This window comes from Streptomyces sp. NPDC048337 (assembly GCF_043201175.1).
Taxonomy (GTDB): Bacteria; Actinomycetota; Actinomycetes; order Streptomycetales; family Streptomycetaceae; genus Streptomyces.
Genome location: NZ_JBICYR010000052.1, coordinates 1 through 14,050, shown reverse-complemented (window position 1 = coordinate 14,050; position 14,050 = coordinate 1). Strand labels below are relative to the sequence as shown.

General features: G+C 67.0%; 15 protein-coding genes and 2 pseudogenes. 5 read left to right on the top strand and 12 right to left on the bottom strand.

What is annotated here, in order from left to right:
- Positions 1–530 precede the first annotated feature (530 nt).
- Positions 531–947 carry a hypothetical protein gene (locus tag ACGFYU_RS37555; RefSeq protein WP_393831792.1) on the bottom strand — a complete coding sequence of 139 codons (417 nt, stop codon included), beginning with the start codon at positions 945–947 and terminating at the stop codon, positions 531–533.
- Positions 948–1,485: 538 nt separating this feature from the next.
- Between ACGFYU_RS37555 and ACGFYU_RS37550 the strand changes: the two genes are divergently transcribed.
- Together ACGFYU_RS37550 and ACGFYU_RS37545 are read left to right on the top strand one after the other, a co-directional pair.
- On the top strand, positions 1,486–2,424 hold the full coding sequence (locus tag ACGFYU_RS37550) for a hypothetical protein (protein WP_393831791.1): 939 nt from the start codon (positions 1,486–1,488) through the stop codon (positions 2,422–2,424).
- A gap of 18 nt (positions 2,425–2,442) precedes the next feature.
- The gene (locus tag ACGFYU_RS37545; RefSeq protein ID WP_393831790.1) at positions 2,443–3,009 is read left to right on the top strand and encodes a hypothetical protein; all 567 of its coding nucleotides are present in this window, start codon (positions 2,443–2,445) and stop codon (positions 3,007–3,009) included.
- A gap of 72 nt (positions 3,010–3,081) precedes the next feature.
- Here the strand turns inward: ACGFYU_RS37545 and ACGFYU_RS37540 are convergent.
- The 5 genes and pseudogenes from ACGFYU_RS37540 to ACGFYU_RS37520 all read right to left on the bottom strand — a co-directional run.
- Positions 3,082–4,535, bottom strand: a pseudogene (locus tag ACGFYU_RS37540) (NF041680 family putative transposase).
- A 197-nt stretch (positions 4,536–4,732) separates the two neighbouring features.
- A complete protein-coding gene (locus ACGFYU_RS37535; RefSeq protein WP_393831789.1) occupies positions 4,733–5,140 on the bottom strand; it encodes a DUF3224 domain-containing protein in 408 nt (135 codons plus the stop codon).
- Positions 5,141–5,367: 227 nt separating this feature from the next.
- Positions 5,368–6,567, bottom strand: coding sequence for an SMI1/KNR4 family protein (locus tag ACGFYU_RS37530; protein WP_393831788.1), 1,200 nt, complete (start codon positions 6,565–6,567; stop codon positions 5,368–5,370).
- Between the two features lie 49 nt (positions 6,568–6,616).
- Positions 6,617–7,150 carry a CbrC family protein gene (locus tag ACGFYU_RS37525; RefSeq protein ID WP_393831787.1) on the bottom strand — a complete coding sequence of 178 codons (534 nt, stop codon included), beginning with the start codon at positions 7,148–7,150 and terminating at the stop codon, positions 6,617–6,619.
- A gap of 112 nt (positions 7,151–7,262) precedes the next feature.
- Positions 7,263–7,712, bottom strand: a pseudogene (locus tag ACGFYU_RS37520) (ISKra4 family transposase); the annotation flags it as partial.
- Positions 7,713–7,807: 95 nt separating this feature from the next.
- On the opposite strand from ACGFYU_RS37520, the gene ACGFYU_RS37515 reads away from it, so the two are divergent.
- Positions 7,808–8,188 (top strand): helicase associated domain-containing protein, encoded by a 381-nt coding sequence (locus ACGFYU_RS37515; RefSeq protein ID WP_393831786.1) that lies wholly within the window; start codon positions 7,808–7,810, stop codon positions 8,186–8,188.
- 134 nt (positions 8,189–8,322) lie between these two features.
- Here ACGFYU_RS37515 and ACGFYU_RS37510 read toward each other — a convergent pair whose 3' ends face one another.
- The 4 genes from ACGFYU_RS37510 to ACGFYU_RS37495 form a co-directional block, all read right to left on the bottom strand.
- Positions 8,323–8,553 (bottom strand): hypothetical protein, encoded by a 231-nt coding sequence (locus ACGFYU_RS37510; protein ID WP_393831793.1) that lies wholly within the window; start codon positions 8,551–8,553, stop codon positions 8,323–8,325.
- A 155-nt stretch (positions 8,554–8,708) separates the two neighbouring features.
- On the bottom strand, positions 8,709–8,960 hold the full coding sequence (locus ACGFYU_RS37505; RefSeq protein ID WP_393831785.1) for a helix-turn-helix domain-containing protein: 252 nt from the start codon (positions 8,958–8,960) through the stop codon (positions 8,709–8,711).
- Positions 8,960–9,589, bottom strand: a complete 630-nt coding sequence (locus tag ACGFYU_RS37500; protein WP_331738259.1) for a DUF2975 domain-containing protein — start codon at positions 9,587–9,589, stop codon at positions 8,960–8,962. Before ACGFYU_RS37500 ends, ACGFYU_RS37505 begins: the two co-directional genes overlap by 1 nt.
- A 272-nt stretch (positions 9,590–9,861) precedes the next feature.
- A complete protein-coding gene (locus tag ACGFYU_RS37495) occupies positions 9,862–10,554 on the bottom strand; it encodes a hypothetical protein (RefSeq protein ID WP_393831784.1) in 693 nt (230 codons plus the stop codon).
- A 382-nt stretch (positions 10,555–10,936) separates the two neighbouring features.
- Between ACGFYU_RS37495 and ACGFYU_RS37490 the strand changes: the two genes are divergently transcribed.
- The gene (locus tag ACGFYU_RS37490; RefSeq protein WP_393831783.1) at positions 10,937–11,176 is read left to right on the top strand and encodes a hypothetical protein; all 240 of its coding nucleotides are present in this window, start codon (positions 10,937–10,939) and stop codon (positions 11,174–11,176) included.
- Positions 11,177–11,623: 447 nt separating this feature from the next.
- On the opposite strand, the gene ACGFYU_RS37485 is transcribed toward ACGFYU_RS37490, so the two are convergent.
- Positions 11,624–12,448: a hypothetical protein gene (locus ACGFYU_RS37485; RefSeq protein WP_393831782.1), complete on the bottom strand. Its 825-nt coding sequence runs from the start codon at positions 12,446–12,448 to the stop codon at positions 11,624–11,626.
- Positions 12,449–12,498: 50 nt separating this feature from the next.
- The gene (locus ACGFYU_RS37480; protein ID WP_393831781.1) at positions 12,499–12,879 is read right to left on the bottom strand and encodes a hypothetical protein; all 381 of its coding nucleotides are present in this window, start codon (positions 12,877–12,879) and stop codon (positions 12,499–12,501) included.
- A 124-nt stretch (positions 12,880–13,003) separates the two neighbouring features.
- On the opposite strand from ACGFYU_RS37480, the gene ACGFYU_RS37475 reads away from it, so the two are divergent.
- A partial coding sequence (locus tag ACGFYU_RS37475; RefSeq protein WP_393831780.1) for a trypsin-like serine peptidase occupies positions 13,004–14,050 on the top strand: 1,047 nt, incomplete at its 3' end.

Here is a 14,050-nt window from a genome sequence, read left to right as displayed (position 1 = left end):
CCCAAACACTCTTCCCCCCCCCCCCGAGCTCCCGACCGGCCCGCCGGGCGGGCCGCCCCCCCGGCCCCCCCCCCCGGGCCGGTGTCCTGCGCTGCGCTCCGGACAGTTCGGGGTTCCGCTTCGCTCCACCTCGAACGGCCTGCTCCGCAGGCCTGGGTGACCCCGTTTCACGGGGTCTGGTCCTTCGGCCCGTTGGGCGGGTCCGCTCCGCTCCCCCACCCAGGTCCTTCCGGCTCCGCCTCCAGGAACAGCCCGCTATCGCGGGCGCCAGCAGTAGCGGAGTGTAGTCGTGCCCTGGGCGGGCCCCTGGCCTGCGGAGCTTTCGGGGCTGGCCGGGAAGAGAGGAGCACTGCCTGCGGCTGCACTGGTACTGCTGTAGCAGATGCCGAAGTCCAGGGGTCCGGGCCTTCGGCCCGTGGGTGCTCACTTCGGTCTCACCCGAGGCCCTTTCGGCTTCGCCTCCAGGGGCCCCGTGGCCCGCTCCGCGGGCTGTCGGCAGCAAGGGGTGGCCGCTGGCCGGCCAGCCTCCCTCAGAAGTACCAGCAGTACAAGGGGTGACGGAGGCCTGCCGCCGTGCGGGCCAGATCAGCCACCTCTGTCAGGGCCTCGACCGCCGCCTCCACCGGAACCCCCTCGTCTTTCATGGTGGCAAGTCCGACCCAGGCACCAGCGGCCTCAACGAGCCGGCCCCTGCTCGCCTGCGCCAGGGTGGAACACAGTCTCTCGGGGAGCTCGAACACCGTGAAGCCGTCATTCTTCATCGGCACAACAACACGCGGCTCTGTGGCGGCACCCCCTACCAGCAGGACCTCCCAGTCGTCCACCGCATCGTCGGGGTAGAAGTCCGCGCACGCAAAAGCCGGAAGACCATGATGGCGATGCCGCGGGCCCATCTCGGAAGCCACCCCGTCATCCGGGGCCACGAAGAACTCAACAGCAATAGGCATGGCCCGATCATGCCAGCTCGTACCCTAAGTGATGCTTCAAAATGTAGCTCGGCTTGAAGCGGGAAGTGACGGCATGGTGCGCTCCAGGTCCTCTCCGACGGCTGTCGTGGACCAGTGAAACTGCGCAAAGCTGCTACGCCGCATCTTGTTGACCAGGTCAACTCATTCCGATGACACCACTTCACCGAGCCACACAGATCCCCGGACCACCGTGACCAGCACAGATCAAGCAACCGAGTCACGGGAGAGGCCCATGCAGCCTGACGGACAAGCACACGCAGCGTCGCAAGAGCACTGGACCGGGTGCGGATCAACCAGAAACCGCGCCGCAACCCCTCCACGCCGAGTAACTCTCCGCCCTCGCCGAACCTGGCACCGACTGGGCACGCACGGCTTGCCGGCCAGGAGGAAGACTGCCAGCCACTGATCTGAACGAATGCGGATCTGCACCTTCCCCCGTCGGCCTACGATCTTCCCAGGAGGCTCGGCAGGCAGCTGAGAGGCTGATCTGCTGAGCGGTAGGAGGGAGGGGAACATCTTGGCCACGCTGAACCACATGAAGGAACGCACGGTCGGTTTCTACGAGGTCGTGGTTATCAAAGACGGCGAGGCTCAACGTCTTCCGGAACTCATGGACTGGGACGGGGCACTCGCAGATCTGGCGCAGGCGCCGGTCGGCGCCCGTACGCATGAGGGCGAATCTCGGATTGTGGGCACCACGTTCCCCTACAACATGGAGGATCACCTGCTCCTGCACAGGGTGAAGGATGCCGGCGAGTGGCTATCGGTCATCAACTTCGACACCGGCGACCTTCGTGAACTCGAGCAGTCGGCGCATGAGGGCTACCTCGACACTTCCGTCGTCTGCTTCCTGCCGTTCGGCAACGTGGTGGGCATCATGCAGGGCGGTGTATCCGCCCCCAGTCACAAGTCGCTTGAGACTTGGCTCAATGGCATCGATATGTTCCCCGGAAGCCAACTGCAGCTACGCCCTGTGGTCGCGCACTCCGAGATCGAGCGGCTCAAGACTGCGGTAGGGGCAAGCCGCGTCGAGGTAAAGGTCATGGGCAACAAGATGGGCGCGCTGCATGAGCGGCCGGGCGGCCTTGCCCGGCTCCTGCGCGTCGCTGGCGACGCCTACGGGGAGATCAGTGTCACGATGGTCATCTCCGTGCCTAGAGGTAAGGAACTCAAGGAACACCGGGAGCATTTGCTCGCGGACCTCGACGAGATCTCCGATGTCGTCACCGGTGCCGAGCGGGCACGGGCGCGACTCGTGTACTCGGACCCCGGTGGCCCAGAGCAGACCCGTCTCGTCGAGCTGGTCGAGCACAGCATCACGGCCAAGAAGCGGGTTCCGGCCACGGATGCGGAAGGCAACTCCATCCGGATCGTGTCAGCGGTGGATGCCATCCTGGGAGCAGCAGCCGAGCATCAGGACGCGCTCCGGCTCGCGGTGGACGCGGGACATTCATGACCTAGGTGGGGGGATCGTGTGGGCGTCCGTACGAGCATCATCGACAAGTGGGCCGAGCGCACATGGGCCGACTATCTGGTCGCGGTGACGGTAATCGGGGTCCACCTCCTCATCATCCGGGAATCCGGTTCGGGAGACTGGCTGACCTGGATCGGCGCCACCCAGCGCACCGACATGTACGCGGCGGCAACAGGCGCCGTCTCGGCGATCGGTGGCCTCAGCGCCATCGCCATCGCCATCTACACCACAGCCAACGGCGAGCGCCTGCGTGCCGTGCGGCAGCACCGTCGTGGTGAGCTCAGGCGGACCTGGCGCAGCCTGTTGCAGGGCACTGCACTGGCATGCGCTCTGACCCTGGCCGCCTTCTCACTGGACCGGGACAAGGATCCGCTCTCTGCCCGCTTCATCTTCGAGTACGCCATGGTCTTCGCGGCGTTGCGGTTCGGCCGGTTCGTCTGGCTCTTCGACAAGATCATGGCCGTCTCCGACGCGGACCTGGTGGAGGAGGGTTCCTCTGCAGCCGTACCCGTACGCGATCCCAACTGGCTCGAACGCCGCCAGCGCCAGCACGACAGCAGCACGTAGCCCCGGTGCTGCCGGGAGCCCGCCTGCAGGCCGCAGATCGTCCGGACGGCTGACCGCCTCTCAGCTTGTTCTTTATGGTCTGATCCGGTCGCGTTCGATGATGCTCTCGGGGCGTCGGATGGTTTTGCCCACGTTGTAGCGGGTGGCGGGGTGCTGGTTCTTCGAGCCGAGCGGCCTGCCAGGGCCGGGTCCGGTGGGTCTGGGCGCACGGGCCGGGCAGGGCAAGTGCGGGCGGAGGTTCCTGAACCCTCGGCGGACCCGGGCCGGGGTGAGCCTGTTCGGCTTCATCGGGCTCTCCCAGGGTCGGCGGACGTCCTCGGCGAGCGGACGGGCGAGACGGAGCTGGGTGTGCGCGACGATGATCAACCACGTCCACCGGTCCGCCGCTGCCGGGGTTCGGAGCTTGGGCCGGGTCCAGCCGAGCGTCTGCCTGATCATCCGGAACGTGTGCTCCAGGGCGAACCTTCGCAGGAACGCCTGCCAGCGCAGATCGACGTCGGCGCCGGTCATGCCGGTCGTGGAGGACCACAGCCACAGCGGCAGCGGGTCTCCTCCGCCGGGCAGGTGGTCGACCTGCAGGCGGATCAGCATTCCCTCTACGATGGGCAGTTCGCCGTCGTGGTCGATCCAGGCGGAGCGGGTGGTGAGCCGGGGGTTGAGGCGGTCCCAGGCCATCGCTTGTGCGGTCCCGTAGCGGTCGCTGACCTGGACGGTCGCCGCGTCGGGCTCGCCCCAGGTCTCGGGCTTGGCGAAGCGGAACTCCTTGCCGTGCTTCGGGTACCGCCCACCCCGGGGATAGGCCCCGGCGTACTCCCTGAGCGAGGGCGTCGGCCGTCGCATGACCCGGTCCGAACGCATACGCCCCAAGACCTCGACGGGCAGCCCGTCGAGAAGATGGGCCATGCGCGAGGCGTCGTAGCCGGCATCGAAGACGATGAGGATGTCCGGATCGCCCTCGCGCCACCGGCCGCCGGCCGCCGGCCACAAGGTCCTCGACCACCCGGCGGACCTGTCTGGCAGTGACCTCGGCGACGTCGTCCTCGGGACCGAGCCGCACGGCGTCCAGCAGCTGACACCAGGAGGTGCGGCCCGATTCGAGTGCGGCGACGAACAAGTACGGCCAGCCCGGGATCATCAGGTGCTGGTCCGCGGCCGAAGGTGTGGCAGAACAGCCGGTCCGCGCTGCACTCGGCATCCGGCCGCAGCCAGTTGGTCACGTCCACGGCCAGGACGAGCCGGTCATCGGCCGCCCTCGGCTGGGGCAGCGCGGCCAGCGTCCGCCGCAGCCCGTCGATGTCGATGCGGCCGCGGTTGAGAGCGTCGTACAGCGCGCCGTGCCCACGGCGGTGCTCGGCCAGCAGCGTCAGCTCCACCGGCGCGGTCACCGGCCCGTCCGCGCACAGCAGCGCGTCCGCAAGCTCGAACAAATCGTCACGCCGCGCAGTCAGACACGCGAAGAAGTCCTCCCGGAAGTGTGACGCTTCAGCGAACGGCCCCCGCCGGACATCATGGTGCAGCAGACTCATTCCCCCACGGCCTTCGTCGAGTTCAGGTGCGTCCTTGGTCGGAGCACATGATCAGACGAAGGCCGTGTTCATGTCTGGGGAATCCCCGTTCGGGCGATCAGGTTCGGGGCAGATTTCGAGGCCGACAACAAGAACACAACGCCGAGACGCTTCAGACCGAAAGCTCGACAGATCTCGGGCAGTTCCAGAGCCCGGGGCTAGCCAAGCTGGTAGTCGAACCAGACGCGATGCGTGCCGTCAGCGTCAACGGCCATCCCTCCGGCACCGGAGATCCCAGCCAGCTCGCCGGTGCCGCTGGACGGCACGATGGTGAAAAACTCCGCAGTGCGGTCGCTTCCGGACGTTGTCGCCGAGTGCACGAAGTTGAACGAACCCTCCCGCCCGTTCAGCGATCCTTCGAACGACTCCATGGCCAGATAGGTGCCGATGCCAGCCGCATGGTCGAACGCAGAAGTGAACAAGGTCGCCGAGCGCCCCTCGGCCGCTCCCTCGAAGTGTTTCTCCATCGTCGCGACACCTACCGGCAGCCCAGTGGACACGGCCGGCTCGGGCTTCAGCTCAGTCGGGACGAACGCTTTGACGGTGAAAGTTGCCGTAGCTCTCATGTCCCAACCGTACCGATGCGGTCTGACAACACGGCTGGACCACAGGCAACCCCGCGCCAGGAAGCGACAGAGCCCTTAAAGAACAAGCTGAGCCGTCGCCCACCTCGTCCACCCCGAACACGGCGGCACAGGCATCGTCCCCGGCCGGTACGTCGTACGACGCCAGCGCGAGCGCGACACCGAGCGCACCGGCCGGATGGGCAACCGGGTGATCGCCGGCTGAGGGCTCACCAGTAGGCGCGGTCGTCCCAGGACCGGAAGTCCGCGAACTCGACGGGGTCGTCGTCCTCGTCCAGGGCGGCGAACCCGTGCGTGACCAGCGTGCCGCGCTGCCAGTCGAGGAGGGTGTCGATCAGGCCGCCCTTCAGTGGCGGGCCCTGGTCCGCGTGGCGGGGCCAGACGATCAGGGGCCAGGTGTCGGGATCCCCGCCCTCGGTGAGCCAGCCGAGGTAGTCGCCGTCGATGGAGTTGGCGAAGGGCAGGAAGCCACCGGGCTCGGGCCAGGTGGCCAGCGGGTAGCACTCCGCGTGGCCGTCCTTGAGCTGTCGGTAGGCGTCCGCGGTGTCCTCGACGTGTGTGCGGAAACGCCGCTCGCCGGTCCGGAGCGGGGTGTGGAAACGGAGCCACCCGCTCCAGATGCCGGCGCCGTACTCGTCCATCAGCCGCACGTACTCCCCGGGCAGCCGTGTGCCCAGCTCAGCGAACAGCCCCTCCCAGGAGCCGTCGCCGAGGTACGGCCGCTCGGGTGGCGGCGACAGCAGCCGCAGCGCGGCCGTACCGGTGCCGATCTCCAGGACGATCCGGCGCTCGGCCTCGGTGAGCCGGGGTGGGACCGGCGCGGGCGGGATCCACGGCTCGGTGTCGGGGAGGAAGGCGGTCCGCGCGACGGTGCCCGGCAGCGGGCCCAGCAGCGGGCCGGGAGGAGAGGGGAGCTCCCAGGTGTCGCGGACGGTGTGCCGCAGATAGCCGGTGAGCGTGAGGTCGTACGGGTGCCAGGGGAGCAGGCCGCTACCCGGCACCGCACCCGAGTGCCGCACCACCACGGTCCACTCGTCGGGGTCGTCGGAGGCCGAGGTGTCCCAGAACAGTACGTCGCTGCCCCGGGTGCAGCCCCAGGCCAGCAGGCCGCCGGCCTCGGGGTGGAGTACGGGCCGCTCGGCTTCGGGCAGCTCCCGCGCCTCGATCCGTGCCTCCCGGTGCGTCGCGCGCAGCCACTCGCCGTAGTCGAAGCGGTCCCGCTGGACGCACGGCACATGGATCCACAGGTACTCACCGAAGTCCAGCGGCCCGTACCGGTCGGCTAGCCGCTTGTAGTCGGCTGGCAGCCGCAGTCCGAGCCAGTCCTCGACGGCCACCCAGTCGACGGGGACGGGAGAGGGCGGGCGTTCCACGGAGGGGGTGGTGAACGTGCTTATGTCCGAGGTCAATGGGTGCGGTTCCTTTGAAGGGACAGGGGGGCGCTGAGCTGGGCCGTGGTTATGAAGCGTCGGCGTAGGCGAGGTGGGTGCCGCAGACGGTGCAGCGGAAGAGCATGGCGCTTGCCCCCTGGCCGAGGTGGGTCAGGAAGCTCTCTAGCTGGGACGCGTCGTGCCAGCCGCCCATTCGGAGGTCGAGTCGAAGCTGGTCGAGTGCCTCGGGGTGAGCTGCCAGCTCGGTGTATCCGACCTCGCCGATGAAGGCGGCCGCGTCGTTGCAGTGGAAAAGCCAGTGCGGATCCTGCCAGGCGTGGAAGCCTGGTGTGCGGCGGGTGACCTGAACCAGGGTCTCCTCGCTGACGCCGTCGAGTCCGTATGCGTCGGTGAATTCACCTTCGAATCGTTCAGCGGCACTGCCGTCAGCGATGCACCAGGGGCAGAACCTCCCACCGACATTCTGGGCCGTGTAGAAGGTGGCGGTGTAGATCCATCCCGTGCTGCGGTTGCAGCAGGCGCAGGTCTCGGCGCTCTCACGGACGGACCCGCTTGCGACCGGGTCGGGGTGGTAACGGAAGTGGGGCAGGTCGGTAGTCACTGCTGAGCCTGCCGGGGCATGGGGAGGTCGGCCTCGGCGCCGGTGGTCTGCACGCCGGCGGGCATGCCTGTGAACCTCATGGGTCGCAGTCTGTCCGCAACCAGTCTCGTGATCAAGCGGTGAGGTTGAAATCCTGCTGGCCGGTCGCGGGATAGAGGCGCTCGTGCTCGCGGGCGGTGTGGAAGTGCCAGTAGGCGTCGAGGTCGCCGTTGGCGACGAGGGCGCGGAGCCGCAGGACGGCTTCGGCTCCGTGAAGGCCCCAGCGTGCGCCGGTGATGTCGAGGCGGTCGGCGATCAGGTGACGGCAGGCGCCCTCGACCGCGCCGGTGGCGATCGGCCACCCGTTGCTGAGGGCGGTGTCGTAGCGGAGCTGGTCGAGGTGGCCGGTGAGGTAGCGGTGGCAGGCGTCGACGGCCTCGCGGCGGGTGGTCGGCGGGTGTTCCCGGTCGGCTTGGGCGGTCATCTGGTCGGCGGTGCGGGCGGCGTGGCCTGCGAGGATCGCGGTCAGGTGGCCGGCCGCCCAGGCTTCGGCCTCGGTGGTGCCGGGTTTGTGGCAGGTGTGGTGTCCGCGTACGTGGTGATCTGCAGAGGTGCTTCCACCTCGTCCGCCAGCACCTGGACGCCGGCCAGGCACTGCCCACCACGGCGGGCGAGGTCGTGCGCCAGGGCGAGGACCTCGGCCGGTGGGTGACTTCGGTGCGGGTCGGGTGGGACCAGTTCACCACCGTGCAGCAGTGGATGTGCGAGCAAGTCCTCGAAATCGAGCCCGCCGGCGAGGACGAGAAGCCGAAGCCGCGCACCAGCCAGGCCGACAAGTGGGTCATGCACTACTCCGCCGCAGCACAGTTCGTCGCGCGCGAAGGCCACCTCACGGTGCCCCGCAAGCACATCGAGACGATCACCACCGGCGACGGCCAGGCGCAGCAGGACGTGGCGCTGAAGCTCGGAACGTGGGTCGACAACCAGCGCCGCCGGGCCGCAGCGCTGACGCCGGAGCGGGTCGAGTTGCTCTCCAAGGTGGGGATGCGGTGGGCGTGATGGGCGTGGCCATCGCCGCGGCCGTGCTCACCAAGGGGTCTGTGAGGTAGGAGCCGAGGCAGACCGGCCAAGGGGCCGTGAGGAGTCTCCGCGCGGCCCCTCGCCGTATTCGGGGTCAAGGTGCCGGACCAGTCCTACCGACCCCGCTCGCCGGGACGCGGGTCGTACAGGGCTCGGCCGCCGGCGCCGAACTGGCCGAGCTCGGTCATCAACGCGGCGCCGGTCTGAATCTCGTCCGCCGTCCAGCCGGTGATGTCGAGCAGCAGCCCGTCGAGCCGTGGGCCCGGGTTCGGGTCGTCGTGGACCGCCGGTTCCGTCGCGCAGCCGGGCTCAGCGTCGCTTGAGCCACCTGTTGGCGAGAACAGCCAGGCCGATCACTACTGCGACAGAGATTACCGCCGTGATCTTCATTCCGGTGTCCATCATTCCAATCATTTACTTCTCCCCTATTTTCTGCGAGTGGGATGGTTGGCTGCGTCACCCTTGGCCGAACGAGCGATATTGTGCGGCCCGACGGTGGCTATCCAGTCTGGGCATCACTGCGCACCGGGCCGTAGCTGAGCAGGTCCCCCGGCTGGCAGCCGAGCACTCGGCAGATGCTCGTGAGGGTTGTGAAGCGGATTGCTTTTGCGCGATTGTTCTTGAGGATGGACAGATTGACATTGGTCACGCCTACGCGAACGGCGAGTTCTGCCAGTGTCATGTCTCGTTCAGCGAGGAGACGGTCGAGATGCACGTGGATTTCGTGGGTCTCGGTTTCCTCGTCGGACATCAGACAGTCCCTTCGAGGTCCTCGCGCATGGCGGCCCCCACACGCGTGATCCGCGCGAACGTGAGCACCCCTAGGGCGGTCAGGACTGTGAGGTAGGGGAATGCCGATGTGTGAAGTACCGCTTCGGCCGAGAATGTGACGTTGTCGGTCAGCGTCGCAAGCAGGGCTGCGCGGGCGCCGGCCTCGATGGCTTCCGCGAACACGCTGCCGAGCAGCAGCCACCAGCCCAGCAGGTGCAGCCTGGAGGCGGTTTGTGTGGTGTAGACGCCGTCTCGGGCGGCCGACTGCAGCAGGCGGTTGAGCAGGATGAGCCCGCCGATCAACAGAACGAGTGTTGGTACGCCACCGAGCACTCTCAGCAGATGCTGGTAGTTACTGGGGTGTTCGGCGCAGTACTGCGGGACCGCTGATACGTGCGCCCCGTTTCGAGCGCTGAACATGGCGTCGGCAGCGCTCGAGCTGCCGGAGATCCAGTCAGCGGTGACACAGTTGCCCGATCCGCTCCAGAATGCGATGTCGCTGTTGAAGAGGCTCAGGACAACACTGATCGCGAGGACGCCGACCAGCAGGCGAAGTACGCCCGAGACCACTGTGGACAGGGGCTCAAGGAGCTTCCGGTCCTCACTCACCGCCACCTCCGCTATCGTTTATCGATGTTATCGATAAACGATAGCTGCGAGGCGGGGGAAGGGGAACCCCGTCCTCAACCCGGGTCGCTGCAGCGGAAAAGAGCAGCCCGGGGGAAGCTGGCGAAAGCACGGCAGGCACGGCCAGGCCCGCCCCCGTGGGCGTCATCACTCCACGGGGACAAACATCTGGTTCCGCGCCTGCCGAACTGCGAGCTTGGTTAGCTCAGGGCATACCGGCCGGCGGCTTGGTCAGGACCGCCGATCCAGGTGCATCAGACCCTCTTGAGGTAACCGTCCTTGAAGCCGTCCTGGTCAGCCCACATGCGGTGACGGCAGGACCAGGTGCCGTACATGGCGAACTTCCCTGTCCATACAGTCTCCGAGTGGGCGTTGTTCCCCGGATCGGCAGAGATCCAGTTCTTGATCGGCTCGTGGTCGAACGCCAGGGCCGGCACCCAGTTGGTGTGGCTGGCCCAGCCGCTGAGGACGGCCGTAACCCTGCTGCCCGAGACCCGGTAGTTGACGCCGAGCTTCACCGTCGTGACCTTGACGCCGACAATCGTGTCGGAAACGCTGTGCCAGGCGCTCATGTCACCGGCCACCGCGCTCGGAGAGTTCGATGAGTTCGACTCCTCCTTGTTGATGACGATGTCGCCGCCGGCCAGCACGCGCTGCTTGGCAGTGGGGCTCTGCGCGACGTCCATGAACGCCTTGAAGTGGTCCGGCTTGTTCAGGTAGCCCAGGAACTTCTCCTGCTTCTCCTTGGGCAGGGCCTTGAACTGAGCGATCGTCTCAGCCGCAGCCGGGTCCTGCTTGGCCTCCAGCCACGCGACGTACGCCTGCGGAGTGGAGGGCAACGGCGCCTCCACAGCACTGGCCTGCGCCGGCAGAGCCGCCGCCAGCGTTAACGCTCCGACGGTCGCGGCCATCGCGCCGACGAATCCCCGGCGAGTGGTGTTTCTCATTTCAACTTCCCCCAAAACTTGTTCCTGCGTAACAAATACAGAAGGAACGCACAACTGAAATCAGCCTGACACAGGAGAGGAATTTCCTCAGGCGCCCAACCTTCTGCATGTGAAACGCCGTTGGTCATCGGCGCTTGACTGAACGACAGTCACATACGCCACAGCGCCCCGGCAACCCACATTCGATTCTTCTGAGGTTCGTTTGAGGTTCGCAGCGAACTCGCCTCGGCACGGTAGGTCCTTTCGGGACACCTTGGCGCACTTTTTAGCCATACCGAATAAGCGAAATACACCGCTCCGTTAAATGCCGATGATTGCTGAATGCTGCCCTGCCCGACAAAGGCCAGAGCCTTGCCGGCACTGGCAGCCTCAGCGGGGGTTCTTGCGACGGAGCCGCAGCCAGGCCCTGGCAGCGATCGGCCCCCTCGCCTGGACCCGCCTCCTGCTGCTGCACGGCGAGCTGGCCAACGCCCAGCTCAAGAAACTCCGCTGCTTCCGCCGTCCGCCTCATCCACGGCAGCCGACGCCTCCACCTGCGGATCTCCGCTACCTGGCCCTGGAGAAGCGAAACTCGTCGGCCACCTTCCACCGACTCGCGGCCTTGCCCCGCCCGGCCAGCTGACCATCCCCGGCCCGAGGAAACCTGGAGAACCCGACCACCGCGCCGGGATTCCGCCATGCCACCCACCAACACCGCCCAAACAACCCCGCTCGGTTATCCAGCAGCCGCAGCTGAGACGGCGAGGCTAGGCCTCAAGAGGGTGACCCCGGCGCGCTGGTCACGGTCTCGATCCGCTCACGGGGGTCACCTCCGCACGCTGTCAGCAGCATGATGAGGTTAATTTGCGCATCCAAGCAGTCCGACCGGCGCGGGTCTGCGTTTCAAGTCATTTGTGGAATCGTTTCAGCCACGGTGAACCATCCGCCTATATCGCCGACTCGACTGCTTCCAGAAAGAGAACCGTTCACCCTTCTCGCGGTTTGGCGGGAATAACCGGAACGCGCAGTCGGCTCGTGCGTGCCGCATCTACCACTCGTTTCCGGAGTGCGCGGCGGCTACGCTTCACAATCACAGGGGAGGGTGGACACGCCGCCTCTGCTTCAGGGCATTTGCCCCTACTGCAAGGGCGGCTGCACAGATGCCTGCCGCCAGCCAGGGAGCCGTGCGCTTGACCTTGTCGGCCAGCGTAGGGGCAGGGTCGTGGCAGCCAGGGACTGCAGGTTCCACTCGCAGTCGGGCCCAGACCTTTGACGGCTTCCCCTTCTCTCGCCAGACCACGGTGTAGAGACCCGGCGTCGCGTCGCACCTGATGCGGACGACCGCGGAGACCCTCTTCGCTCCGCGCATGACCACTGGTCGCGTGAACGCCGACGAGGTCAACGTGACGCCTCCGTCGCCGCCCATCTCCAGGCCATCGGTGGCCGTCATCTCGCCGCCGGCCCGCACCGTCCGCACGTCCCAAGGGCTCGCGGGCCACTCCACCTCCGCCGGCCAGCGCTCCTCCTGGGGCTCAGGCGGCAGTTCGGAGACCCGTCGTGCGCACGCCGCACGCTCCGCCTCTTCAGCCGGAGCCACCCGAACACTGCCCCAGAGCCGCGTGATCTCTGAGGGATTCTGGTCCCCACCCGATCTGATGCGCACCTCGTAGGACCCGGGCGCAGCGGTGCAGGAGATCGTCATGACCGCGGTGACGTGCGGATCGTTCATCCTCATCCGGCCATCCTCGGTGAACGCTTCGGAGAAGACCCTGTCGCCGTTGCCGGCGGCGTCCTGCAGGCCCACTGAGACGCTGATCTGCTCGCCAGGCCGAACCAACTGCTCGGCGCCACTTTGAAGGGGCAACGGCACGTCTGTAAGCGGAGCGGCCTGCACGCCCTCCGCTCCGAGTGACATGAACAGCGGAATCGTAAGAACTGCCGCGCCGATCCATGCCCGTAATCGCTTCATTTGTCGCCTATCCGGACTCGTTGACGATCTTTCACACCACTGCCTACTCTGCCCTCTCCGTCGAACTGACGCACCAACACATTGCGATGCCAGGCGTCATCGCTGCACTCAGGAAGCAAGTCATTGAGATCAAAATGGTTGACCGCACTCGCGCTCGGCACCAGCACCGTGTTACTCACCGCCCCCGCTGCCCTGGCGGCGTCGGCCGCTCCCTCTCCGGCCAGCACGCTCCCTTCACCCTCGGCCTCATCCTCGTCGTCGCCCCCCACACCCAGCCCTTCAGACTTACCCCGCTCCGGCTCCACGCCCTCCGCCTCGCAGCTTCCCGTTCCGGCTGCACCGCCGCCATCCGCTTCCCCTTCTCCCTCCGCGTCCACCCCCACCTCACCGCCCGCCGCCCCGGCCTCAACCGCGGACGAGCAGTACTGGACAGCTGAACGGATGGCCCAGGCCAAACCAATCGACGCCGCCCGCGGCACTGGGCCCACCAAAGCTCCACCGGTGCCCAACTCGACGGCCGCTGCACCGCCGGGCACCCCCCACGCCGCGCACTTCGACGGCCTCCCGATGGTGGGAACGTTCTTCTTCGACGGCACGCCGGTCGGTGGAAACGCCACCTACTGCACTGGCAGCGTCGTGCGTAGCAAGGGAAAGAGCCTCGTGCTTACCGCGGGGCACTGTGCGAACGGTCTGAACGCGGCCACCCACCGTGTCTTCGTCCCGCAGTACCAGTTCCTCAAGATCCCGGCCAACCAGCCGTGGGGACTCTTCGCGGTCAGCGAGGTCTACAAAGACCCCCGCTACCCCGACACGGGCCAGACGAGAGCTGCCGTGTCGGACCTGGACTTCGCCTTCGTCACCGTCGCGCCTAATGGCAAGGGCGCGGTCGAGGACGTCGTCGGCGCCCTCACCTTCACCACCTCGACGTCGTACGACCACAACGTGACGGTCGTCGGCTACCCGGCCCACGCCAGCGACAACAGCCAGCACAAGGCCATCCGCTGTGATGTGCCAACCCGTCGGCTGTATGGGTTCCGGCAGATGCAGATGAAGTGCGGCGGCTACTACGGCGGCGTCTCCGGCGGTCCCTGGATCAGGGGATACAACGCTTCCGCCAGGACTGGAGAGGTGATCGGAAACGTAGGGGGCATGGGCGGTGGCGGCGACGTCGACTGGATCTCGTACGCTCCGCTCTACGGCAAGGACGCCCAGGACCTCTACAACGACGCCAACAACGGCATCGGACCGAAGAACGTCCACCGCGGCACCTACCAGCCTCCGACGGACGGTCCGGCCCTGCCCGGCAGCGGCGAGACGTGGAAGCACGCCAAGCAGATTTCCGCCGGAGATTTCTCCGGCACAGGTCACAGCGATCTGCTCGTCATCTGGACCGACGGCGAAGTCACGCTCTACCCCGGTGACGGAAACGGCGGCTTCCGTCCCGAACGGCAGCTCCTAGTACTCCAGTGGCGGTTCGCTATCTGGCCTGGTCGAAGGGTTCGCTCGGAGTGTAGGGGCGGGGTGGTGGGCCCGGCTGGAACTCAGCAG